Genomic DNA, 22,188 nt, shown 5'->3' on the forward strand with positions numbered 1-22,188 from the left:
TCGTCTCCGCTCAATGAGAATCGCGCGGCACGGGCGCGCCGCTCGACCCGACAAGGAAGTCCAGGTCCGCGCCCTGATCCGCCTGCAACACGTGCTCCACGTACAAGCGGTAATAACCGCGCTTCGGCAGCTCGGGCGCTTGCCATGCGGCGCGGCGCCTGGCCAGTTCGTCGTCGGAGACTTCGAGATTGAGACGCCGCGCCTCGACATCCAGCTCGATCATGTCGCCCGTCCGCACGAGCGCGAGCGGACCGCCCGCCGCCGCTTCCGGCGAGACGTGCAGCACCACCGCGCCATAGGCGGTGCCGCTCATGCGGCCATCGGAGATGCGGACCATGTCGGTGATGCCTTTTTGCAGCACCTTCTTCGGCAGCGGCATGTTGCCGACTTCCGCGAAACCCGGATAGCCCTTCGGGCCCGCGCCCTTCAGCACCATGATGCAGTGCTCGTCGATATCGAGCGAATCGTCGTCGACCTTCGCGTGCAGTTCCTCGACGTTCTCGAACACGACCGCGCGCCCGCGATGCTTCAGCAAGGATTGGGTCGCCGCCGATGGCTTGATGACCGCGCCGTTCGGCGCGAGATTGCCCTTCAGCACCGCAATGCCCGCGTGCGGCTTGAACGGCTGCTCGAATCGCGTGATGACCTTTTCGTCGTAGTTCGGCGCGTCGCTGACGTTGTCCCACAGCGTGCGGCCATTCACTGTGAGCGCGTCGCGATGCAGCAGGCCTTGCTCGCCGAGCTGACGCAACACCGCGGGCAGGCCGCCCGCGTAATAGAAGTCTTCCATCAGGTACTCGCCCGATGGCTGGAGGTTCACGAGACACGGCACGTTCGAGCCGAGCTCCCAGTCTTCGAGCGTCAGTTCCACGCCGATACGCTTCGCCAGCGCGATCAGATGCACGACCGCGTTCGTCGATCCGCCGATGGCCGCGTTCGTGCGGATCGCGTTCTCGAAGGCCTCGCGCGTGAGGATCTTGTCCATCGTGAGATCCTCTTTGACCATCTCGACGATGCGCCGCCCCGCCACATGCGCGAGCACCTGCCGGCGCGCATCGACGGCGGGAATCGCGGCGTTGTGCGGCAGGCCCATGCCGAGCGATTCGACCATCGAGGCCATCGTGGAAGCGGTGCCCATCGTCATGCAATGGCCGCGCGAGCGGTTCATGCACGATTCGGCTTCGACGAATTCTTCCTGCGTCATCGTGCCCGCGCGCACTTCCTCCGACATCTGCCACACGCCCGTGCCCGAGCCGATGGTGCCGCCGCGAAACCGGCCATTGAGCATCGGACCGCCCGACACGGCGAGCGCCGGCAGATTGCACGACGCCGCGCCCATCAGCAGCGCGGGCGTGGTCTTGTCGCAGCCGACGAGCAGAATCACGCCATCGATAGGATTGCCGCGAATCGACTCTTCGACGTCCATCGACGCGAGATTGCGGAACAGCATCGCCGTGGGGCGCAGATTGGATTCGCCGAGCGACATCACGGGGAATTCGAGCGGCAGGCCGCCCGCCTCGCGCACGCCGCGCTTCACGTATTCGGCGAGCTCGCGAAAATGCGCGTTGCAGGGCGTGAGTTCCGACCACGTATTGCAGATGCCGATGACCGGCCTGCCGTCGAACTGATCGTGAGGAATACCCTGGTTTTTCATCCACGAGCGATGGATGAAGGCGTCTTTGCCAGTACCGCCGAACCAGCTTTGCGAGCGTAGCTTGCGCATTGGATGTCCCCTTTTATCGCGCGTTCTTCATAGTGTGGGATCCAGTAAAAAAGGCCGCGCGGGCGGCCTCTTTCAAAACCCGGATACGTCGAGTTATACACCTCGTCACGCATCCGGCGCGCGTCCAGCGCAAGATTTGACGATCAGTCGAGCGCCTCCTGCGAACGTTCGCGCATGCACGCCACCGCGATCACCGAAAGCACGCCGCAACCGATCACGTACCACGCGGGCGCCATCACGCTCTTCGTGATGATGATGAGCGAGGTCACGAAGAATTGCGCGAAACCGCCGAAGATCGCGACGCCCAGGCTATAGACGATCGCCGCGCCCGTCGCGCGCACGGAACGGGGGAACAGCTCGCCGAGCATCGCGCCGGTCGGACCGACATTGAGCGAATGCACGATCGAGAGCGCCGTGACGACCGCGAGCAGCGTGCCCGTGGTCGGCGACTGATTCAGCAGCGCGAAGGCCGGCCAGATCGCGAGCATGAGCAGGATGCGCGTCGTCTGCATGAGCCGGTTGCGGCCGATGCGATCGGACAGATAGCCGCCGATCGGCGCGACGATGAACAGGATCGCGCCCGATACGCAGCCCGAGAGCATCGACGTCCAGCCCGGCAGGCCGAGCGTCTTCACGCCGTAGATCGACAGATAGAAGACGATGATGAAATGCGCCGACGTACCGCCGATCGTGACGCCGAGGCCGTTGAGCACCGCGCGGCCGTGTTCGCGCAGCACCGTGAAGAGCGGAATCTTCGGCGCTTTCGGCGCGGCCGCGACGCTCTCGCGCGGCGCTTCTTCCATCGTGCGGCGCAGCCACCAGCCGACCGGCACGATCGCGGTGCCGATGATGAACGGCACGCGCCAGCCCCAGCTTTCCAGTTGCGCCGTGCTCAGCGAAGCCGTCAGCGCGACGCCCGTCAACGCGCCCGCGAGCGCCGAGAGACCCTGGCTCGCGAACTGCCACGACGCATAGAAGCCGCGCCGGTTCGACGGCGCCTGTTCGAGCAGCAGCGTGGTCGATGCGCCCACTTCGCCGCCCGCCGAGAAGCCCTGGATCAGCCGCGCGATCACGAGGATGACCGGCGCGGCGATGCCGGCCTGCGCGAAGGTCGGCGCGACCGCGATCATCGCGGTGCCGAGCGCCATCAGGCCGAGCGTGAGCAGCATCGCCTTCTTGCGGCCGGCGCGGTCGGCGTACATGCCGATCAGCAGGCCGCCGACGGGCCGCGTGAAGAACCCGACGCCGAAGCTCGCGACCGCGAGCAGCAACTGGCCGACCGGATCGTGCACCGGAAAGAACAGCTTGCCGATGATGAGCGCGAAGAACGCATAGACCGTGAAGTCGTAGAACTCGAGCGCGTTGCCGACGGCCGCCGCCATGACGAGCCGCGTGCGCGCTGCACGGCTCCTGGGCGTCGATGCATTCGCCGGCGCGCTGGCGAGGGTGGGTGCGTTCATGATGTGCTCCGGAGGGATCATTCGATCAGTCGGCGAGCCAGGCTTCGGCCAGGCGCACCCAGTAGCTCGCGCCGATCGCGAGGATGTCGTCGTTGAAGTCGTAACCGGGGTTGTGGACCATGCAGCCGCCCTTCGAGCCGATGCCGTTGCCGATCCACGCATACGTGCCCGGACAGGCTTCCAGCATGAACGCGAAGTCCTCGCTGCCCATCAGCGGCCGCGCGGCGGGCTCGACGCGTTGCGCACCGAGCATCTTCGTCGCGACTTCGGTGGCGAAGGCGGTGGGTTCGGCGTGATTCACGAGCACCGGATAGCCGAGTTCGTAATCGATCTCCGCCGTGCAGCCGTAGGCGAGCGCCTGCGCATTCACGAGCGCCGTGATGCGCTCCTGCAGCAGCGTGCGAACGCCCGCGTCGAGCGCCCGCACCGAGAGCTTCATCAGCGCGGTTTCCGGAATCACGTTGCAGGCGTCGCCCGCCTGCACGCTGCCGACGGTGACGACCGCGGGCTTTTGCGCATCCACCTCACGTGCGACGATGCTGTTCAACCCGAGCATGATCGATGCGACCGCGGGCATCGGATCGCGCGCGACGTGCGGCATCGCGCCATGCCCGCCGACACCGCGCACGGTGATGTTCACGCGGTCCGACGACGCCATGCCCGGACCCGGCGTGAAGAACATGTCGCCCGCGGGCAAGCCCGGCATGTTGTGCAGGCCGAACACGGCATCGCACGGGAATTGCTCGAAAAGGCCGTCTTCGATCATCGCGCGCGCGCCCGCCTCGCCTTCCTCGGCGGGCTGGAAGATCACGATCAGCGTGCCGGAGAACTGGCGGCTTTCGGCGAGATAGCGCGCGGCGCAGAGCAGCATCGCGGTGTGGCCGTCGTGGCCGCATGCGTGCATGGTGCGCGCGTGCTGGCTGGCGTACGGCAGGCCCGTCGTTTCCTCGATCGGCAAGGCGTCCATGTCGGCGCGCAGGCCGATGCGCTTGCCGCCCTCGCCTTCCGTCAACACGCCGACGACGCCCGTCCTGCCGAGACCGCGATGCACTTCGTAGCCCCATTGCGCGAGCAATCGGGCGACGAGATCGCTGGTCTGCGTTTCTTCATACGCAAGCTCCGGATGCGCGTGAATGCGCCGCCGCACGTCGACGAATTCCGACGCGATGGCGGCAATACCGGGAATGACGGGCTTGACTGACAGCATGGGGACGACTCCTTGTTCAATGCGGATTCAAAGTGTCCCAAGCATATAAAGCCGAAAAGCAAACCAAAAGACGGTAAATTCAATGCGTGATGACTATTGGTTGTCGGTACTAACCCTAGGATGTCGCCATGAGCATGAAATACCACCAGTTGCGCGCGTTCCTGACGACCGCCGAGCAAGGCAGCATCCGCGCGGCCGCGCGCAGTCTGCATCTGTCGCAGGCGGCGCTGACGAAGGCCATCAAGGAACTGGAACAGGATCTCGGCGTGCCGCTCGTGTTGCGGACCGCGCGCGGCGTGCAGCTGACCGCGTTCGGGCAGCAACTGCGCGTGCGCGCGCATCTGATCGTGAGCGAGATGCGCCGCGCCGAAGACGACATCGCGCAGATGAAAGGCGCTGGCGCGGGCAGCGTGAGCGCGGCCGTCACGCCGACCGCCGCGCTGTCGATCCTGCCGCAGGCGTATCGCGCGTTCCGGCGGCAGATGCCGAATGCGCGCGTGAGTTTCATCGAAGGCTTTCCGGGCGTCGCGATGCCGCGTTTGCGCGACGGTTCGCTCGACTTCGTCGTCGCGGTGGTGGTGCCCGAGCATCTCGCGCCGGAGTTCGATCACATCGAGTTGTATGAAAGCCGCTCGGCGATCGTCGGGCGTGCTGATCATCCGTTGCGGCATTGCACGTCGCTGGCGGAATTGTCGGAGGCGGAGTGGCTGTTGAATCCGTCGCCGGAAAGCTCGACGCAGGCGCTGCTCGATTCATATGCCGAGCGCGGCCTGATGGTGCCCAAACGCGTGATCGAGTGTCCGAGCTTCATCATCGCGCATGGGCTGTTGCGCGGATCGGATGCGCTGGCCGCGCTGCCCTCCGCGTTGCTCGAACATCAATGGGTCGGCGAGGGACTCGCTATTTTTCCGATCGCCGATCCGTTGCCGGCCGTGTCGGTCAGAGTCGTGACGCGGCGGGACAGTCCGTTGACGCCCGCCGCCACGTTGTTGCTGGAATGTCTGCAGCACGCGGCGCGTTCGCAGTGAAGCGAGCGCGCCGCGTGGTGCTTCATGCGCCGAATAGTTTCGTGAGCGCAGGCACGCTCAGCACCGCCGTGTAATACCCCATGAACTGCACGCCGGTATTGAAGCCGAAGTTCCGCGACAGCAATCCGCCGAGCAGGCCCACGCTCAGGATTACCAGCAGACCGAGCAACTGCCCTTCCCACACGCTGATCACGACGATCAGGCCGACGAATGTTGCGATGATCGCTTCGTGACTCAGCTTTCTCGCGACGAACGACGCCGCCCGATGCGCGTAGTTCATCGACAGCGGATACGCGACGAGCGCCGCCAGCACGACCGCGAGCAGACCGAAGCCGAGGAACTGCCAGGTCGTCATCATCGTGTGCAGGTTGTTGATGTGGCCCGTGGCCGTATCGACGAAAAAGCGCGGCGGTGCGTTGAAAAGCGGTGCGGCAGGCCCCGCCGCGACCGGGCTCAGCGGCAGGCCGAACGCGATCAGCGGAATCAGCGCCTCGGCGATGTACGTCGCTTCGGTCACGCCGTTGCGCGCGGAGATCACTGTCGTCAGCCGGTGATACGCATGCTTCACGCGCGAGCCGACGAGCTCGCCGAGCACGACCGTCATCGCGACGGGACTGAACACGAAGGTCGCGCTCGATACGGCGGCCGTCGCCGCGACCCAGCCGCGTTGCTGGCCGTCGAGCACTTTCAGCGGATTCGGAAAGTAGCCGCTCCAGCCCTTCACGTCCGGCGCGAGCGAGAAGGTGCGTACGCGTTCGCGGCGCATGCGGGCGCGGTCGGCGGGCGAAAGAATCGAGAACAGATCGGCGATGAGCGGCCCGATCGCGATGCCGAGGAAATAACTCACGGAGAGCTTCACGCCGTACTTGCCCGTCAGCGCCTGCAAGCCGACGATCACCAGCACGAACGGCACGAGCAGCAACACCGAAGCCCAGCGTCCCGAAGAAAAGAACGCGATCGCTACCGATGCCGCGAGAAACACCCACGGGGCGGCCTTCGTGATGACCGGGCCGAACGGCGCGAGCAGCACGGCGAACAGCACCGCGAGCGGCACGGCGACGAACGCCGCGACGATCGCGCCCGAGATCATCTTGCGCAGCGCGATATGCGGCACGCCGAGATTGCGCAGCATCGTCGCTTGCTGGAGCAGCGGCGTGGCCAGCGTGTCGCCGGGAATGCCGAGCAAGGCGGTGGGAATCGCGTGCGTCATGTGCTTCGACACCGCGCCGGCCATGAAGAACGAAAACACGCCGACGGGCGGCACGCCGAGCAACACGACGAGCAGCGTGAGCGGCGCGAGCGTGGTGGTTTCATCGGTGCCGGAGATGAGGCCGATGCCCGAGAACACGATCGCGCCGATCAGCCCCATACCGAGCGCGACGAGCAGTTGAGTGACGAACGGTTCCATCAGCGTGCTCCCTCGCGTTTTTCATAGTCGGCGAAAAGTTCGTACAGGCCGAGCTCCTTCATTTCCGCGACCACGGCCGGCGGCAGGTCCGCGACGCGCCCGAGACCGCCCGCTTCGCTCGCGAGCTGCCTGAGCACTTCCTCGCGGCCCGCTGCGCCGTGCGCTTCCTCGATCACTTCGCGCTTCGGCCTGAAGAGCTTCGCGCAGACCGCGCCCGCGAGCAGACATCCGCCGAGGCCAACGAGCATCGCGTAGGCGCGGGCCATCGCGGCGTCGGGCACATGGGCGGCGAGCACGCGATTGGCGATCGCGAACGCGCCGTAACTGATTGCGATGCCGAGCACGACCGACCACGCGAGATGCCGCGTATCGACCGTATCGCCCCAGATTTCGACGAGCCGATAGTCCGCCCGCTCCGCGCTCTGCGACGGCGCATGGCCGCGCTCATGCGCGGCGAGTTGCTGTTCCATGTCTCCTCCTTCGATGGAGTTTCTAGTTGCACTGCTGCTCTTGCCGTCGGCGTCGGGCTTCCAGCGCCCGCGCCGCGCGCGATGAGGTCTCGCGTTTCAATGCAGCCGAAATGAACGCGCCCGCTTGCGCCAGCCGGTTCAGATCGATGCCCGTTTCGATGCCCATGCCGTCGCACAGATAGACGATGTCCTCCGTCGCGACATTGCCCGTGGCGCCCGGGGAATACGGACATCCGCCGATGCCCGACACCGAACTGTCGAATACCGCGACGCCGCGTTGCAAGGCCGCATGCACGTTCGCCGCGGCCATGCCCCACGTGTCGTGAAAATGGCCGGCCAGCGCTGCGACGGGCATGTGTTCGATGCACGCATCGAGCATCGCCTGCGTCTTCGATGGCGTGCCGGCACCGATGGTATCGCCGAGACTGATCTCGTAGCAGCCCATGTCGAAGAGCGTCTTCGCGACGCGCGCGACGGCCTGCGGCGCGATCTCGCCTTCGAACGGACAGCCGAGCACGCATGATACGTAGCCGCGAACGCGCACATTCGCCTCGCGCGCGGCGGCGATCACCGGCGCGAAGCGCGCGATGCTTTCATCGATCGAGCAGTTGATGTTCTTCTGCGAGAACGATTCGGACGCCGCCGCGAAGACGGCGATTTCATCGACGCGCGATGCGAGCGCCGCTTCGAGCCCTTTCATGTTCGGCACGAGCGCGGCGAGCGTCGTGTGCGTGGCGCGCGCTTTCGCCGCGACGCGTTCGAGCACGTGCGCGCCATCGGCCATTTGCGGCACCCATTTCGGCGACACGAACGACGCCGCTTCGACATAGCGCACACCCGCATCGATCAAGCGTTCGATGAGTTCCGCCTTCACGTCGGCGGACACCTGCGACGGCTCGTTCTGCAAGCCATCGCGCGGCCCGACTTCGACGATGCGCACGCGCGTGGGCATCTCACTCATCGCGCGGTCCTTGCAGAAGCGTCATGCCGTAGTCGACACTCACGTTGCGCGCGGCGACCATCTTCTTCACGACCCAGTCGATGTCCGCGCCGCTTGCGCCCGCCGCCAGCGCGATATTGCGCGCGTGCAGCGCCATGTGGCCGCGCTGGATGCCTTCGGTCGAGAGCGCGCGCAACGCGCCCATGTTCTGCGCGAGGCCGACCGCGACCGCGATCTCGCCGAGTTCCTGCGCCGAACTCACGTTCAGGATCTTCAACGCGAGCCGCGCGAGCGGATGCGTCTTGGTCGCCCCGCCGACGAGACCGACCGGCATCGGCATTTCGATCGTGCCGACGAGGTCGCCGTTGTTCGCCACTTCCCACGTCGTCAGCGACGTATAGCGTCCGCCGCGGCTCGCGTACGCATGCGCGCCCGCTTCGACCGCGCGCCAGTCGTTGCCGGTCGCGACGATCACCGGATCGATGCCGTTCATGATGCCCTTGTTGTGCGTCGCGGCGCGGTACGGATCGATCGCGGCGAAGAGGTACGCATCGACGACGCCGGCGATCACGTCCTCGCCCGCGTATTCCTTCGATCGCAGCGTCGCGGCGCTGTAGCGCACTTGCGCGCGCGCGAGGCGCAGATCGGCGAGATTCGACAGGATGCGCAGGCGCACCTTACCGCCCGTGATCTCCTCGATGCGGCCCGCGACCGTTTCGGCCATCGTGTTGACGGTGTTCGCGCCCATCGCGTCGCGCACGTCGACGATCAGATGCGCGACGATCATCGCGCCGCGCGGCGTGTCCGGAAACACATGTACTTCGATGTCGCGGCAGCCGCCGCCCAGACCGATCAAGACCTTGTCGCGCGCGTTGGCCATCTCGATCAGTTCGTCGCGATGCTTCAGGATCGCGAGCCGCGCGCCATACGGGTCCGACACGCCGACCACCTGAACCTGCGCGCGCATCAGCGGCCCCGTGCTCGACGTGCGAAAGCCGCCCGCCTCGCGCGCGAGCTTCGCCATGTACGACGCCGCCGCGACGATCGACGGCTCTTCCACCGCCATCGGCACCAGCACGTCGCGCCCGTTGATCTGGAAGTAGCCGGCCACTGCCATCGGCAATTCGAAGGTGCCGACCACGTTCTCGATCATGCCGTTCGCGGTATCGAGCGGCAACGCGCCGGGTTTGGCGAGCAGCGCGTGCTCGGCGTCGTCGAGACCGGCGGCCTGCGCGATGTGACTGAGGCGCTGCGCGGGCGATAGCGCGCGGAAATTCGGCAACTTCGAATCGATCATGTGTCTTCCTCTGACTGGCGGTGTGTTTCCGACTGTCTGCTCGCGGCGCTTGCAGCGACGCATCGGCTGGGCCAATAATAGGCTGGCTGTACCCATTGCAAAGGTACAATTTCGGCAAACAGTGAGCGCACTGTACCTAATACGGCCGGGTCACTTTCAGAACGGATCAACACGATGCGGCATGAGAAGCCGAGCCTGTCGGCGACACTCGCGAACAATCTCGCCAGACAGATCACCGAAGGTGTCCTGCGCGCGGGAGACAAACTCCCGTCGATCAGGGAATACGCTGAGGCCAATGGATGCTCGAAGAACACCGTCATCAGCGCATTCGACACGCTGACGGCGAACGGTCTCATCGAGCCTCGTCGCGGCGCGGGCTTTTACGTCGCGAGCGTGGTGAAGCCGCAGCCACACGACGAAGACGCGCCCACGCTCGATCGCGCGATGGATTCCGTGTGGCTCATGCGCGAACAGTTGCAGAGCAAGCCGGACTTTCTCAATCTCGGCGAAGGCTTTCCGCCGGTCGCATGGCTCGAAGAAACGCGGCTCGATCACTTCCATCAGCGCGTGGTGCGAACGGGTGTTGCGTCGCTGTTTCGCTATGGCAGCCGTTTCGGCTATCTGCCTTTACGTCAGCATTTGCAGCAGAAACTCGCCGGCTACGAGATCGAAGCCGCGCCGCAGCAGATCGTCCTCACGCACGGCGCGAATCAGGCGATGGACATGGTCGTGCGTTACTTCGTGCGCGCGGGCGACACCGTGCTCGTCGACGATCCGGGTTATTACGCGCTGTTCGGCAAGCTCAAGCTGTCGGGCGCGAATATCGTCGGCGTGCCGCGCGGTGTCGACGGGCCGGATATCGCCGCGCTCGAAGAATGTCTGAAGACGCATCGGCCACGGCTCTTTTTCACGCAGTCGGTCGGACACAATCCGACCGCGACGGACATCAGCGCGGCAAAGGCGCATCGCATCCTGCAACTTGCGGAGGCGCACGATCTGATCGTGGTCGAGAACGACGCCCTCGCCGATCTCAAGCCGCGCTCGGCCACGCGCATCAGCGCGCTGGATCAGTTGCGTCGCACGATTTATATCGGCAGCTTTTCTAAGTCGGTGTCGGCTGCGCTGCGCGTGGGCTTTCTCGCCTGCGATGCCGATCTCGCCAGCGATCTCGCCGACGTGAAGATGCTCACGCATGTGAGCAGCAGTGAGTATTGCGAGCGCACGCTCGATGCGATCGTGAGCGATGGTCATTTCCTGCGCCACACGAATCGCTTGCAGGACCGCCTCAAGCGTGCGACGGCGACGGGCGTCGAAGCGCTGACGCGTCTGAACGCGACCATCTTCAAGGTCAGCGACCAGAGTCTTTATCTATGGGCGCGCTTGCCGGGGCGCGACGATTCCATCGCGTTCGCGAAGGAGATGCTGGACAAGCATGTGATTCTCGCTCCGGGGACGATCTTCGCGGCGCATGCGAACAGCGTGTCGCCGTGGTGCCGCTTCAATGTTGCTTATTTGAATGATCCGAGATTCGAAAGGGCGTTGGGGTGATTTGATTCGGAATACCTAGAATTTCACCTTGAGCATGAAGCCGAGCGTGAACGGCAGATCGCTCGAAGGAATCGGCGGAATCAGGATGATGTTCGCGCCTACGCGCTTGTATTCGAGCATGATGAGCGGCGCGGCCACGGGCCCGACCGTATGGTTATGTCCGATGCCGTAGCTGCCGTAGTCGTAACCCGAGATCAGGCCGGCCATCACGGCGAGCCTGATGTAATGCCAATGAAGGAAGTCCGGCCCCCAGACGCCGCCGCCATAGAACGACGGTTTCGACAGCGAATTGCGAAAGTAGCCGCCCGTCACTGCCCATTGCGGCGCGACCCAGCATTCCACGCCGATGCCGGGATTGAACTGCTCGAAATCCTTGTCCGGGTGAAAGTGATGCGAGGCGACCATCGCGTCGAGCCACAGACCGTCGCCGCACCAGCTCGCATGTGCGGCAGGCATCCAGGCCGACGCGGCCAGCGCAGCCGCCGTCAATAAACGTGCGCGGAAAGTTCGGAAACGGGACAGCCATGTGCACATATGTTCTCGGTCAACGCGCGTGCGCGATGACGCCTTTTTTTGAGATGGTGGTCGAGGCGAACTCTACCTGATCGCGCCATTTTCGTGTGTGCTGACGAAAAGCGCGTGACGACTCGCGCACGATTTTGCGTTCTCGGCGAAACTTGTCGAAGTTTCTCTTTTCGGAATTGAGGCAAAGCGCGATGAAGTTTTATAAGCGTGTCGTTTCGTTTCTGGCTGCTGCCGCGCTGACGGCTTGCACGCCGCTGCAGGTGGTCACGCATCGCGTGTCGTCGAACGAGGCGAGCGTGCCGCCGGGGCACTATCAGCTCGATCCGCATCACTGGAACGTGACGTTCGACGTCGATCATTTCCGCTATTCGCGCTTCGTGATCCGATTCGACAAGACGACGGCGCAGCTCGCCTGGAATGCGGACGGCATGTCCGGAAGCTCGGTACGCGCGACCATCGATGCGTCGAGCGTCAACACCAATGTTCCGTTGCTCGATCGAATGCTGAAAGGGCCGGATATGTTCGATGTGGCGCGCTATCCGGACATCGTCTTCGCCAGTACGGCTTTCCAGCGCACCGGCGACGACAAGGGCGTGTTGACGGGCGATCTGACGATACGCGGGACGACTAAGCCAGTCACGCTCAACGTGACTTTCAACGGCCACGCGGTGAACCCGCTGACAAAGCAGGAGACGCTGGGCTTTTCAGCCGACGGACATTTCAGCCGCGCGCAGTTCGGATTGACGACGTGGTATCCGGCCGTCGGCGACGATGTGCACGTCGCCATTCAGGCCGAATTTTCGAAAGCGCCAGCGGACGCCGCTCAGTGACGGGCGCGGCGCTCAGGCGGCGTCCGCGGTCCAGTCGAGGATGACCTTGCCGCTATCGCCCGAGAGCATCGTGTCGAATGCGCGCTGATAGTCGTCGACGGGAAAGGTGTGCGTCAGGATCGGCGACAGGTCCAGGCCGCTTTGCAGCATCGCGACCATCTTGTACCAGGTCTCGAACATCTCGCGCCCGTAGATGCCTTTGATTTCCAGTCCCTTGAAAATCACCTGATTCCAGTCGATCGCGGTTTGCGCCGGCGGAATGCCGAGCAGCGCGACCTTGCCGCCGTGATTCATCGATTCGAGCATCGCCGTGAACGCGCTCGGCACGCCGGACATTTCCAGACCGACGTCGAAGCCCTCGGTCATGCCGAGTTCGCTCATCACGTCGCGAAGATCTTCGTTCGCCACGTTGACCGCGCGCGTCGCGCCCATCTTGCGGGCGAGTTCGAGCCGGTAGTCGTTCACGTCGGTGATGACGACATTGCGCGCGCCCACATGCCGCGCGATCGCCGCGGCCATTACGCCAATCGGGCCCGCGCCGGTGATCAGCACATCCTCGCCGACGAGGTTGAACGAGAGCGCGGTGTGCGTCGCGTTGCCGAAAGGATCGAAGATCGCGGCGAGGTCATCGGAGATATCGGCCGGAATCTTGAACGCATTGAAGGCGGGAATCACGAGATATTCAGCGAACGCACCCTCGCGGTTCACGCCGACGCCCACCGTGTTGCGGCACAGATGGCGACGGCCCGCGCGACAGTTGCGACAGAACCCGCAGGTGATATGGCCTTCGCCGGACACACGATCGCCGATGGCGAAGCCGCGCACTTCCTGCCCCATCTCCACGATCTCGCCGACGTACTCATGACCGACATGCATCGGCACGGGAATCGTCTTCTGCGCCCATTCGTCCCATTTCCAGATGTGGATGTCGGTGCCGCAGATCGCAGTCTTGCGGATGCGGATAAGGACGTCGTTATGGCCGACTTCCGGCCGCTTCACGCGCGTCAACGTGAGGCCGGGTGCGCGTTCGAGTTTGGCGAGGGCTTTCATTGCGTTTTATCCTGACGTTTGGTCTTCGTGGTGCTGCTTCGAAGGACGCGGACTTGTGGCCCGGTCCCCTTGCTTTATGCGCATAAAGTCTGCGGCGGCGCTCAGCTGATGACGCCGAGCGATCGGCCGACGCGCGCGAACGCATCGACCGCGCGATCGATCTGTTCTGCCGTGTGCGCCGCGCTCATCTGCGTACGGATGCGCGCGCGTCCCTTGGGCACCACGGGGTAGGAAAAGCCGATCACATAGACGCCTTCCTCGAGCAACGCATCGGCCATCTTCGATGCGAGTTGCGCATCGCCAAGCATGACCGGAATGATCGGATGTTCACCCGGAACGAGATCGAAGCCGAGCGCTGACATCGCGCGGCGGAAGTGCGCGCCGTTTTCGCGTACGCGGTGGCGCAGGGTCGCGCCTTCATCGCTATCAAGCAGTTCGAGCACCTTCAGCGATGCCGCCGCGATACTCGGCGCCAACGTGTTTGAAAAAAGATACGGCCGGCTGCGCTGGCGCAACAAGTCGATGATCTCCTGATGCGCAGCGACATAACCGCCCGACGCGCCACCGAGCGCCTTGCCCAGCGTTCCGGTGATGATGTCCACGCGATCGAGCACGCCGCAATGCTCCGGTGTGCCGCGTCCGTTTCCGCCGATGAAACCAACAGCGTGCGAGTCATCGACCATGACGAGCGCGCCGTAGCGATCGGCGAGATCGCAAATGCCCGCGAGGTCGGCGATGATGCCGTCCATCGAGAAAACGCCGTCAGTCGCAATCAGCTTGAAGCGCGCGCCGGCGGCGTCGGCTTCCTGCAACCTGGCTTCGAGATCCGCGAGGTCGTTGTTCTTGTAGCGCAGGCGCCGCGCTTTCGACAGGCGCACACCGTCGATGATGCTGGCGTGGTTGAGTTCGTCGCTGATGATCGCGTCTTCTTCGCTGAGCAGCGTTTCGAACAGACCGCCGTTCGCGTCGAAGCAGCTCGAATAGAGGATCGCGTCATCGGTCTGGAGAAATTGCGCGATCGCGTGTTCGAGTTCCTTGTGCACGGTCTGCGTGCCGCAGATGAAGCGCACGGACGCCATGCCGAAACCGTCGGCGTCGAGACCGGCTTTCGCGGCCTCGATGAGACGACGATCGTCCGCCAGTCCGAGGTAGTTGTTCGCGCAGAAGTTGAGCACGTCACTGCCATTCGCGAGCCGAATGCCCGATGACTGCGGACTCGCGATCACGCGCTCCGATTTATAGAACCCCGCGGCGCGGATCTCGTCGAGCGTCGAGCGAAGATGGGAGAGGTATCGATCTTTCATCGTAATCCTTGTTCTCGGCCTGCTGCTGCAATCCGCGCTCCGTTGCTCGCGCACGCGGCCCATAGCCCTGTTATAGTGCATCCATCGCATCGGACACGTTCGATATATCGAACCAAATTCCGATATGACGAACACTTTAAGGGATTGGTCGATTCATGGCAAGCACGGGTTCGGAAGGAAAAGCAGGCGACTTCACGGCGACCGGTGCGGCGCCGCCGCGCGTCGGAGAGACGATTCAACGATTACGCAATGAAAGACGATTGACGCTGGACGATCTGTCGCGGGCCGCCGGCGTGTCGAAGTCGATGTTGTCGGAAATCGAGCGCGACAAGGCCAATCCGACCATCGCGGTCGCCTGGAGACTGACCAATGCGCTCGGCATCAGTCTGGATCAGTTGTTCGCGCAACAAAGACCGGTCGAGGCGATCCGCATCGCCGGGCCGCACGAAATACCCACGCTGAGCGGCGACAACGGCGGCTATCAGCTGCGCGTGTGGGGCCCGATAGAACTCGCGGGCAAATTCGAGTGGTACGAACTCACGTTGCAATCCGGCGCGGCGCTTACGTCGAACGCGCATGAACCCGGCACCCGCGAACATCTCACCGTCCTGAACGGATCGATCGAAGTGGAGGCCTCAGGGACAACGCGGCGGCTCAAGGCTGGAGAAACCGCGCGCTATGCAGCGGATGAAGCGCACGCGATCCGCAATGTGGGCCGCGCCGATGCCCGAGCATTGCTGGTGGTTGTTCACGGCTGACCGTCAACGCTGACCCCAGCGCCCGCGCCGCTGCTGCCGACTTTATGCGCAGAAAGTCGGTGCTCGCGGGCGCCCATCATCAAAAGAAAAACGGGACGCGTGAAACAGCGCGTCCCGTTCGAAGCGGCATCGCGTACGCGTTGCCGTGATGCCCGTGTTACGGGTTCTTCTTGACACTGTCCTTCAGGTCTTCGCGTGCATCACCCACGCCCTTTTGAACCTTGCCGGCCGCCTGTTGCAAATCACCCTTGGCTTCCTGAGCCTTGTCGCCGGTCATTTTCCCGACACCCTCGTTGATCTTGCCCTTGACCTGCTTGCCAACGCCTTCGACTTGATCCTTGTTCATCTCAGTTCTCCCGTGGTTTGCGACGCTATGTGGTGGCGCAGTGCCTTCAAACGAACGCCCGAAAGCGGCTGCGCGTTCCGCTCAGGAGATTTCCTAAGCATGGTTCCACGATGCGCTTCGTTCGCCAGCACGCAAAGCGGCGGATGTCTGAAATGCACGTAGGCGGAATCGCACATACACCCAGGTCGAGTAGCGCGACGCTATTTTCATTGCAACAAGTACTGTATGTTTGTACAGTACAATAAGACCAGGTGGGAAGGGGTGAATCATGGAGTCGAACGGCGAAAATCTAAGCAGGAAGCAGTTCTCCCGTGCGGTGCGCGACCTCGAGCGCATCACGCGTCAAGTAGCGGGGCGTTACATCGACCAGGGCGTGCCGCTGACGTGGCGGCTGCTGCATGCCATCGAGGCCGAGGCTGTGGCGGACCTGGGTTTTGCCGGACGGCATGAACCCGCGTTACGCGAATTGTTCGCGCGGCCCGATAACTTTCATTTCCCCGAAACGGACGATGTAGTCGACGTCGCCTGCTCCGACGCCTTGCCAGCCGTGTTCGCCTTCGCGGTCGACGCCTACGAGCGTGCCGCCCGACACGGTCGACCGCAACTCGCCATCGCCGCCCACTGACTCCCCTGCATCCGGCACGCGGTCCTACCCGCGTGCCCCCGGTTCATCTATTTCCAGGCGAATTCATTCGAATAGCATCAGGGCGCGAAGTCGGCCGCCATGTCCGCATCGGAACGTGCCTGAAGCTTGCCGTCGCGACACGCCGTGCGAAACACCTCGTAGTCCTTTTCCACCTGGTCCGCATAACCGCGTCCGTAGCGCACCAGCGCTTCGGCCATTCGATCGCTGTTGCCGATATAGCCTGAAATTTCCAGCGCCAGACCGCCCGATTTAGCGTGGGCGCGCGCGAGGGCCCAGCCGCACAGCGCGGCGTATTCGCGAAAGGCTTCGTCGCTGTAGGTTTCGATCTCAGCGGAAATCTTCATGTCGCGCAGCTGGCGGATGTAAAGCGTGCGCCCGAGCGGGCCCGTCGCCCAGCCGAGAAACGGGTCGGTGGCCGCCTGCATCAGACGTTGTCCGTGAACCACGCGCTGACCATCGTGTTCCGACTCGTTTGTATGTTTCGCGTATCTCGCGACCACCGACGTCGACGCTTCCTTCATTTGCAGGAAGAGCGGCCTGTCGTGGTGGTCGGTCAGCAACAAAACCAGGCAGCGCGTGCCGACACTGCCCACGCCGACGACCTTGAACGCGACATCCTGAAACGTGAACTGCGCCAGCAGCCGCGCGCGCTCCGGCGTCAACGTCGCGACATAGTCGCGCAACAGCGCCGCGAAAATCTCCTCGCGGCTGCGTTTCAGCGTCATCCAGGTGTCGTTCCCGTCGATCAGCGTGTGCTTGCCGCGGATGTGGAAGACCGCGGGCGGCGCATCGCGGATACGCCATGTGTCGCCGGTTCGATCGGCGAGCTTCGGCAGCATCGTCTCGTGCGTGCGACGCGACGCGCGTTCAATGCCGCGCTTGATGCGCCGCCGGGCGTCGTCGCTCAGCACGGTGTCGTACATGCGATCGAAGGTGATGCGCTCGTACCAGAGATCGAGCACGCTCATTTCGGCGTACTCGCGTAGATGCGTCTGATAGCTGCGCGCGGCGAAAAACGCGAACTCGTCGGCGGCGAGATCGCCGTGGCCCAAATGGCGTCCGGCGATCGTGAAGCTGGCGACGAGGCGCTTCAGATCCCACTCCCACGGTCCGTGCGCGGTTTCATCGAAGTCGTTGAGATCGAAGATGAGCGCACGCTCGGGCGTCGCGAAACCGCCGAAGTTGGACAAGTGGCAATCGCCGCAAATCTGGATGGCGATGCCGCTGTCCGGGGTCGCCGCCAGATCGTGCGCCTGCACAATCGCGCTGCCACGGTAGAACGTGAACGGCGACACGAGCATGCGTCCGTAGCGCAATGGAATCAGTGCGTCGACGCGGCCTTTGCTGCTCATTCGCAGGAGTTCGATGGGATCGCGATCCACATCGCCGATCGCCTCGTGCGCGCTGCGCGGCGTGCGCTCGCGCGCGGCGCGTCCGTTCGCGCGGCGTTCCTGCCAGGTTTGCCGGGCCATCGTTCACTCCTCTTTGCGCTTCATGTTTGCGGGTGGAAGTAAGCCGTATAGACGACAGTAGGCGACGACGTGCACACCCGGCAAGACAGTTATCGACACTTCGGCGAACGCCATCGCTTGACGACAGGCGCTCGAAGCCCGACCCTGTGCGCAGTGCAATACAGCGCGTAACGCGCCTTCCGACACCATGCCGAACACTTCCGATCTCTTCGACCAACAGCGCGCCGACTGGCAAGCGGACCCGCACGCCGCGTTCGATGCATGGCTCGCCCAGCAGTCGTTTCGGGCGTCATCGGCGGATGTCTATCGTGCGCAATGGGGCAATTTTCTCGAGTGGCTCGCCGCGAAGCGCGCGACCTTGCATACCGTGCAGCGCCCCGTCATCGAGCAATTCGTCGCCCAACTGGATATTCGTCGTCCGCAGCGCATGCGCTACCTGAGGCTGATCGAACGCGTGCTGGATCACGTGCGGGAAGTGGAATCGGCGGCGACGAACCCGGCGCGGTACATCGCGCAGGATGGCAACGCCGCGTGGCGCAAAGCGCGCGACAACGAGCCGACCGGTTTTCTCACTCACGACGAACGCGCGCTGCTCGTCGCGCATCTGTTTTCGCCGGTTGGCGCGCTTGCGGCCGGACAGCGCTGGCGCGAGCGGCGCGACCGGGCGCTGGTTGCGGTGTTTCTGGGCGCCGGCGTGAAAACCGGCGAAGCGGCGCCGTTGAACGTCGATTGCTACGCGGCGGGCGCGCCGTACATCACCGTCGACGCTTCGAATCCGCTGCTGATCCGGCAGGCGCGTCTCGCGCCGTTCGCCGTCGACTTGCTCGACAACTGGATCAGCGAGCGCAAGACGGCGGAGCTCGCGGGCGAACTGCTGTTTCCGGCGGCGCCCTCAGGCCGCCCGATGCACAAGGCGACGATGCTGCGTGCAATCGACGCGGTCGTGGCCGCCTCGGGAATTGCCGCTTCGCGCGTCGCGCGGGCGAGTCCGCAGACTCTGCGCAACACCTACGCGGCGGAGCTGTTCGAGGACGGAACAGACCCCGATCGCGTCGGACAGTGGCTCGGATTCCAGCAGATGATCTCGGTTCACCGGCTGCATCGCGCGTGGCAGGAATGGATGGGTGAGCAAATACGGGAGCGGGATATCGCTCGGGCGCGCGTCAGCGCGAATCAGGATGCCGACGCGCAGGGTCCGATCGACGATCCCGAAAACGCTCACCTTTGATCGCAAGTTGGCCGCGTCGCCGGTCACGATGTACTGACGCGAGCGGATCGGACGAATCCGTCGATGGCCGCGAGCTTCGACGACACCGCGCCCGACGTCCGCTCACAGTTCGGGCAGGAGAGTTCGTACTCGTCTTCGTGACGCTGCAACTCCAGTTCACCGAGTTCGCACGCCGGACAGGTACCGGGCGCGACAACGTGCGCGTCTAGTTGCGTGCCCAGGCCGGCGATCTCGGCGGTGCTCAGGCGTCCTTCCGCTGCAAGCGATGCAACCAGCGCACCAACCTCCGCGCTGGCTCCGGACTGAACGCGCTGTGCGTCGCGCTCGCGAACCAGTGCGTCGATTTCGTCGGACTGGGAACGCACCTGGGACTCGAGGCGATCGGCGCGGCTTCGGGCCGCGCTAAGTTGTTGAATAAAATCAAATTCTTTCTGACCCGCCTCGCGTGCGCCCGCCTGATACGTGGCCGCCATGCCGCGCAAGGAGTCGAGCTCGACCAGCATCGGATGGACACGCCGTTCCGCTTCCTTGACCGCGTCCTTGATCTGCTGGGCGTAGTGCTCGGCGTTGTGGCGCAGTTCGTCCTGCAATTCGTCGACACGGTCCCGGAGTCGCGCCGCCGACTCTCGCTCCTGCTGCAAGCGCTCGGATAGCGCCTCGTTTTCCTTTTCCCAGCGAGCGATGACTTCACGCAAGCCGACTTGCGCATCCGATCCCTGGGCGCGCAGGGCCTTGAGTTCGGCCTCGAGTGCTGCAATTCTCGCAGCGCCTGCTTCGGCGCGTCCCTCCGCGCGCTGATGCGCCTGCTCGATTGCCTCGCGGCGTGCGTCCGCGACGCGAATTTGAGCGCGTGCGGTCTCGATGGCGGCGTCGAGGCGCGACTTTTCCTCGTCCAAGGCAGAGCGCGCTTGCTTTTGAGCCTCGTCATACAGTGCCGCCAGAAGCTCGCCGGCGCGTTCCTGCAAGGCCTCGGGCATCGCGCCAGCATCGACGCGTACGCGCACGGCCGAGCGCAGGCCGGCCCAGAAGGCTTCAATGTCTCGAGGAATATCGCTCGCGCTGCCGGTTTGCGTGAGTTCGCGGACAGTCGTTACGGAAGGACGGACGCCCAGATCGAAGAAAAGGCGTTTGCAGGCGTGCTGAGAGAGATCTTGCCGACGGGCGCCCGAGGCTCGCATCGTTTCGATTTCTTGACGCAGGGTATCGCGGATAGGCTGGTCCATGACGAGCTGATGAGCAGTTCAACATACTAATCATAACGTTTTACGTGATGATCATTACGGATTTCATCGGTCAGAAGGCTTTTGTGTTGTGCTGCGGATGTTCTTGCGCCGTTTGTTGATTTCGCTTTGGTGAGCATAAGGCCTTTCGTGAAACATCCTCAGGATATGCTCACAAGCTTCTGATTTCATGCAGATTTTAGCGCGTCTGGAGGTTCGTAGTGGTGTTTCACGGGTTTCGCGTGTTTTTCCTTGTTTTCTGCGAAATACGACACCGCTTGAGAGTATTAGAAGTAAACACCCTTGAACCCTTGTTAAAAAACAGTTAACGCCCGGCGGAACCCTTAGTGCGTAAGGGTTTGCGGGCTATTGGGTGAGCTTGTCCGGGAAGCATGGTGAAACTCTACGGGACACACAGGTGGTGAGCTTCAGGGAACGTGGTGAGTACTCACGGGAGAAATCGTGAGCGGGTTCGGGAAGCATCAGAAATGTCAAGGTGAGAGAATTCGGGAGGATTGTACCGTCCAGCCATTGCTGGGCGGGAACATCCTTCAGACGTGTCGTCGGCTGTTGGTGAGAATGTTCAGGGCGGTCTGACGCCCGTGCTTTGGAACTGGTATCAGGTCGTTTTTGCCGAATGGTGAGACTTCGCGGGAGAAGATCGGTGTGTAAGGTGAGGCTTTTCGGGCGTCGAAGCGGCATCACACCCTGTTTTGCCCGTGTTTGGCCTCAATGGTGAGGCTTTGCGGGAGCAGATGCGGCCAGATTTGCTTTACGAAAGCCACTCATTGCTGTCGTTCCACTCCAAATCGGCAGCCTCTACGGTCAAAAGTGAGGGTTTTCGGGGGCCGGAGGATGGATTATCGATTCCGATCGGTGGTCGATGCACCGTAGGAGAAGGTGAGCAAGTTCGGGAAGTGCGTCGTCCAACCGTCCGAGCGTCGGCAGTTGAAACACGCTATTCGCGAACGAAATATCAATTAAAACAGCGACATGGACGGGAGCCGGCAGAGTCGATTGGAGAAAAGGTGAGTAAATTCGGGAGCGGAGCCGACAGCGGGCGTAGCGTCAATGGTGAGATTTTTCGGGATCGGTCTTTCTCGGATCGTCGTGAAGAAAGCGAGATAAGTGCCCGGCGGGCAGCGCTTTTTTGGGCGTTCGCATGGAGTGGTGAATCTTTTCGAGAGTTAAGGTGAGGCTTTGCGGGAGGCAATCAATTGTCCGTAAAACCGACAAAGGTGAGGCTTTGCGGGACTCGAGATACTGAGCGGACGCATGCACGTAGGCGCGCCGAATAGGGTTCTGAGTGCTTTTGAATGACTTCGGGTGAGACTTTCCGGGATTTCCCCGGTTTGCCGATGACAAGTGAGACGGCGCGTTGCCCGATTTGCACCGCAGAAGCTTCGGCTCCCGCGATTTTCGTCCGCTTTGGCGCTGTATCTCACGCGCCACATCTCGTCGAGCCAGCGAAATTTTTTTTAGGTGAGACTCTTCGGGAGCCGCGTTGGATCATCACGATCGGGGCCAAAACTCGTGCAATCCGTTTACCCGCACGGGCGCTGAATAAATGAGATGGACGCGACGGGTGAGTGGTGAGAGTTTACGGGAACGCACCGCAGTGAGTCTGGACGACTCGCCCGACATCACCCCAGTACGGTGAAGCCGCCCCTATAGACGCGGTTCACCCCTGTCGGTATCCTTGCTCGCAACATCGACCCTGACCATCGC

At 63.4% G+C, this 22,188-nt stretch carries 19 protein-coding genes; 6 read left to right on the top strand and 13 right to left on the bottom strand.

The window, feature by feature from the left end; translation table 11 throughout:
• Positions 1-10: 10 nt before the first annotated feature.
• The 3 genes from BTHE68_RS21185 to BTHE68_RS21195 form a co-directional block, all read right to left on the bottom strand.
• Positions 11-1,723, bottom strand: a complete 1,713-nt coding sequence (locus BTHE68_RS21185; protein WP_162068167.1) for an IlvD/Edd family dehydratase — start codon at positions 1,721-1,723, stop codon at positions 11-13.
• Positions 1,724-1,866: 143 nt separating this feature from the next.
• The gene (locus BTHE68_RS21190) at positions 1,867-3,183 is read right to left on the bottom strand and encodes an MFS transporter (protein WP_162068168.1); all 1,317 of its coding nucleotides are present in this window, start codon (positions 3,181-3,183) and stop codon (positions 1,867-1,869) included.
• 25 nt (positions 3,184-3,208) lie between these two features.
• Positions 3,209-4,390, bottom strand: a complete 1,182-nt coding sequence (locus BTHE68_RS21195) for a M20 aminoacylase family protein (protein WP_162068169.1) — start codon at positions 4,388-4,390, stop codon at positions 3,209-3,211.
• Between the two features lie 134 nt (positions 4,391-4,524).
• Between BTHE68_RS21195 and BTHE68_RS21200 the strand changes: the two genes are divergently transcribed.
• Complete coding sequence (locus tag BTHE68_RS21200) at positions 4,525-5,418, top strand: LysR substrate-binding domain-containing protein (protein WP_162068313.1); 894 nt, start codon at positions 4,525-4,527, stop codon at positions 5,416-5,418.
• A 22-nt stretch (positions 5,419-5,440) separates the two neighbouring features.
• On the opposite strand, the gene BTHE68_RS21205 is transcribed toward BTHE68_RS21200, so the two are convergent.
• Genes BTHE68_RS21205 through BTHE68_RS21220 form a run of 4 tightly spaced genes read right to left on the bottom strand, consistent with a single transcriptional unit; the run spans position 5,441 to position 9,533 of the window.
• Positions 5,441-6,826 (bottom strand): tripartite tricarboxylate transporter permease, encoded by a 1,386-nt coding sequence (locus BTHE68_RS21205; protein ID WP_162068170.1) that lies wholly within the window; start codon positions 6,824-6,826, stop codon positions 5,441-5,443.
• Entirely contained in the window at positions 6,826-7,296 is a 471-nt protein-coding gene (locus tag BTHE68_RS21210) for a hypothetical protein (protein WP_162068171.1), read from the bottom strand. Before BTHE68_RS21210 ends, BTHE68_RS21205 begins: the two co-directional genes overlap by 1 nt.
• Before the next feature lie 22 nt (positions 7,297-7,318).
• Positions 7,319-8,257 (bottom strand): hydroxymethylglutaryl-CoA lyase, encoded by a 939-nt coding sequence (locus BTHE68_RS21215; RefSeq protein ID WP_162068172.1) that lies wholly within the window; start codon positions 8,255-8,257, stop codon positions 7,319-7,321.
• Positions 8,250-9,533: a hydroxymethylglutaryl-CoA reductase, degradative gene (locus tag BTHE68_RS21220; RefSeq protein ID WP_162068173.1), complete on the bottom strand. Its 1,284-nt coding sequence runs from the start codon at positions 9,531-9,533 to the stop codon at positions 8,250-8,252. The genes BTHE68_RS21215 and BTHE68_RS21220 overlap by 8 nt, the downstream gene beginning before the upstream one ends.
• 174 nt (positions 9,534-9,707) lie before the next feature.
• Between BTHE68_RS21220 and BTHE68_RS21225 the strand changes: the two genes are divergently transcribed.
• Positions 9,708-11,081, top strand: coding sequence for an aminotransferase-like domain-containing protein (locus tag BTHE68_RS21225; protein WP_162068174.1), 1,374 nt, complete (start codon positions 9,708-9,710; stop codon positions 11,079-11,081).
• A gap of 15 nt (positions 11,082-11,096) precedes the next feature.
• On the opposite strand, the gene BTHE68_RS21230 is transcribed toward BTHE68_RS21225, so the two are convergent.
• Positions 11,097-11,615: a hypothetical protein gene (locus BTHE68_RS21230; protein ID WP_162068175.1), complete on the bottom strand. Its 519-nt coding sequence runs from the start codon at positions 11,613-11,615 to the stop codon at positions 11,097-11,099.
• A gap of 182 nt (positions 11,616-11,797) precedes the next feature.
• On the opposite strand from BTHE68_RS21230, the gene BTHE68_RS21235 reads away from it, so the two are divergent.
• Positions 11,798-12,436 (top strand): YceI family protein, encoded by a 639-nt coding sequence (locus BTHE68_RS21235; RefSeq protein ID WP_162068176.1) that lies wholly within the window; start codon positions 11,798-11,800, stop codon positions 12,434-12,436.
• 12 nt (positions 12,437-12,448) lie between these two features.
• Here the strand turns inward: BTHE68_RS21235 and tdh are convergent, their stop codons facing one another.
• Positions 12,449-13,486, bottom strand: coding sequence for an L-threonine 3-dehydrogenase (gene tdh / locus BTHE68_RS21240; protein WP_162068177.1), 1,038 nt, complete (start codon positions 13,484-13,486; stop codon positions 12,449-12,451).
• Between the two features lie 101 nt (positions 13,487-13,587).
• The gene (locus BTHE68_RS21245) at positions 13,588-14,790 is read right to left on the bottom strand and encodes a glycine C-acetyltransferase (protein ID WP_162068178.1); all 1,203 of its coding nucleotides are present in this window, start codon (positions 14,788-14,790) and stop codon (positions 13,588-13,590) included.
• Between the two features lie 155 nt (positions 14,791-14,945).
• Here BTHE68_RS21245 and BTHE68_RS21250 point away from each other — a divergent pair, with 155 nt between their 5' ends.
• Complete coding sequence (locus BTHE68_RS21250; RefSeq protein ID WP_162068179.1) at positions 14,946-15,548, top strand: helix-turn-helix domain-containing protein; 603 nt, start codon at positions 14,946-14,948, stop codon at positions 15,546-15,548.
• A gap of 157 nt (positions 15,549-15,705) precedes the next feature.
• Here the strand turns inward: BTHE68_RS21250 and BTHE68_RS21255 are convergent, their stop codons facing one another.
• Positions 15,706-15,894 (bottom strand): CsbD family protein, encoded by a 189-nt coding sequence (locus BTHE68_RS21255; RefSeq protein WP_061147643.1) that lies wholly within the window; start codon positions 15,892-15,894, stop codon positions 15,706-15,708.
• Between the two features lie 268 nt (positions 15,895-16,162).
• On the opposite strand from BTHE68_RS21255, the gene BTHE68_RS21260 reads away from it, so the two are divergent.
• Positions 16,163-16,519: a DUF2471 family protein gene (locus BTHE68_RS21260; RefSeq protein WP_162068180.1), complete on the top strand. Its 357-nt coding sequence runs from the start codon at positions 16,163-16,165 to the stop codon at positions 16,517-16,519.
• A 77-nt stretch (positions 16,520-16,596) separates the two neighbouring features.
• On the opposite strand, the gene BTHE68_RS21265 is transcribed toward BTHE68_RS21260, so the two are convergent.
• Positions 16,597-18,012 carry a DUF2252 domain-containing protein gene (locus BTHE68_RS21265; protein WP_162068181.1) on the bottom strand — a complete coding sequence of 472 codons (1,416 nt, stop codon included), beginning with the start codon at positions 18,010-18,012 and terminating at the stop codon, positions 16,597-16,599.
• Between the two features lie 187 nt (positions 18,013-18,199).
• On the opposite strand from BTHE68_RS21265, the gene BTHE68_RS21270 reads away from it, so the two are divergent.
• Complete coding sequence (locus tag BTHE68_RS21270) at positions 18,200-19,240, top strand: tyrosine-type recombinase/integrase (RefSeq protein ID WP_162068182.1); 1,041 nt, start codon at positions 18,200-18,202, stop codon at positions 19,238-19,240.
• A 23-nt stretch (positions 19,241-19,263) separates the two neighbouring features.
• Here the strand turns inward: BTHE68_RS21270 and BTHE68_RS21275 are convergent, their stop codons facing one another.
• Positions 19,264-20,463 carry a DNA-binding protein gene (locus tag BTHE68_RS21275; RefSeq protein WP_162068183.1) on the bottom strand — a complete coding sequence of 400 codons (1,200 nt, stop codon included), beginning with the start codon at positions 20,461-20,463 and terminating at the stop codon, positions 19,264-19,266.
• Between the last annotated feature and the right edge of the window lie 1,725 nt (positions 20,464-22,188).

It is taken from the genome of Burkholderia sp. THE68 (assembly GCF_009938265.1).
GTDB lineage: Bacteria > Pseudomonadota > Gammaproteobacteria > Burkholderiales > Burkholderiaceae > Caballeronia.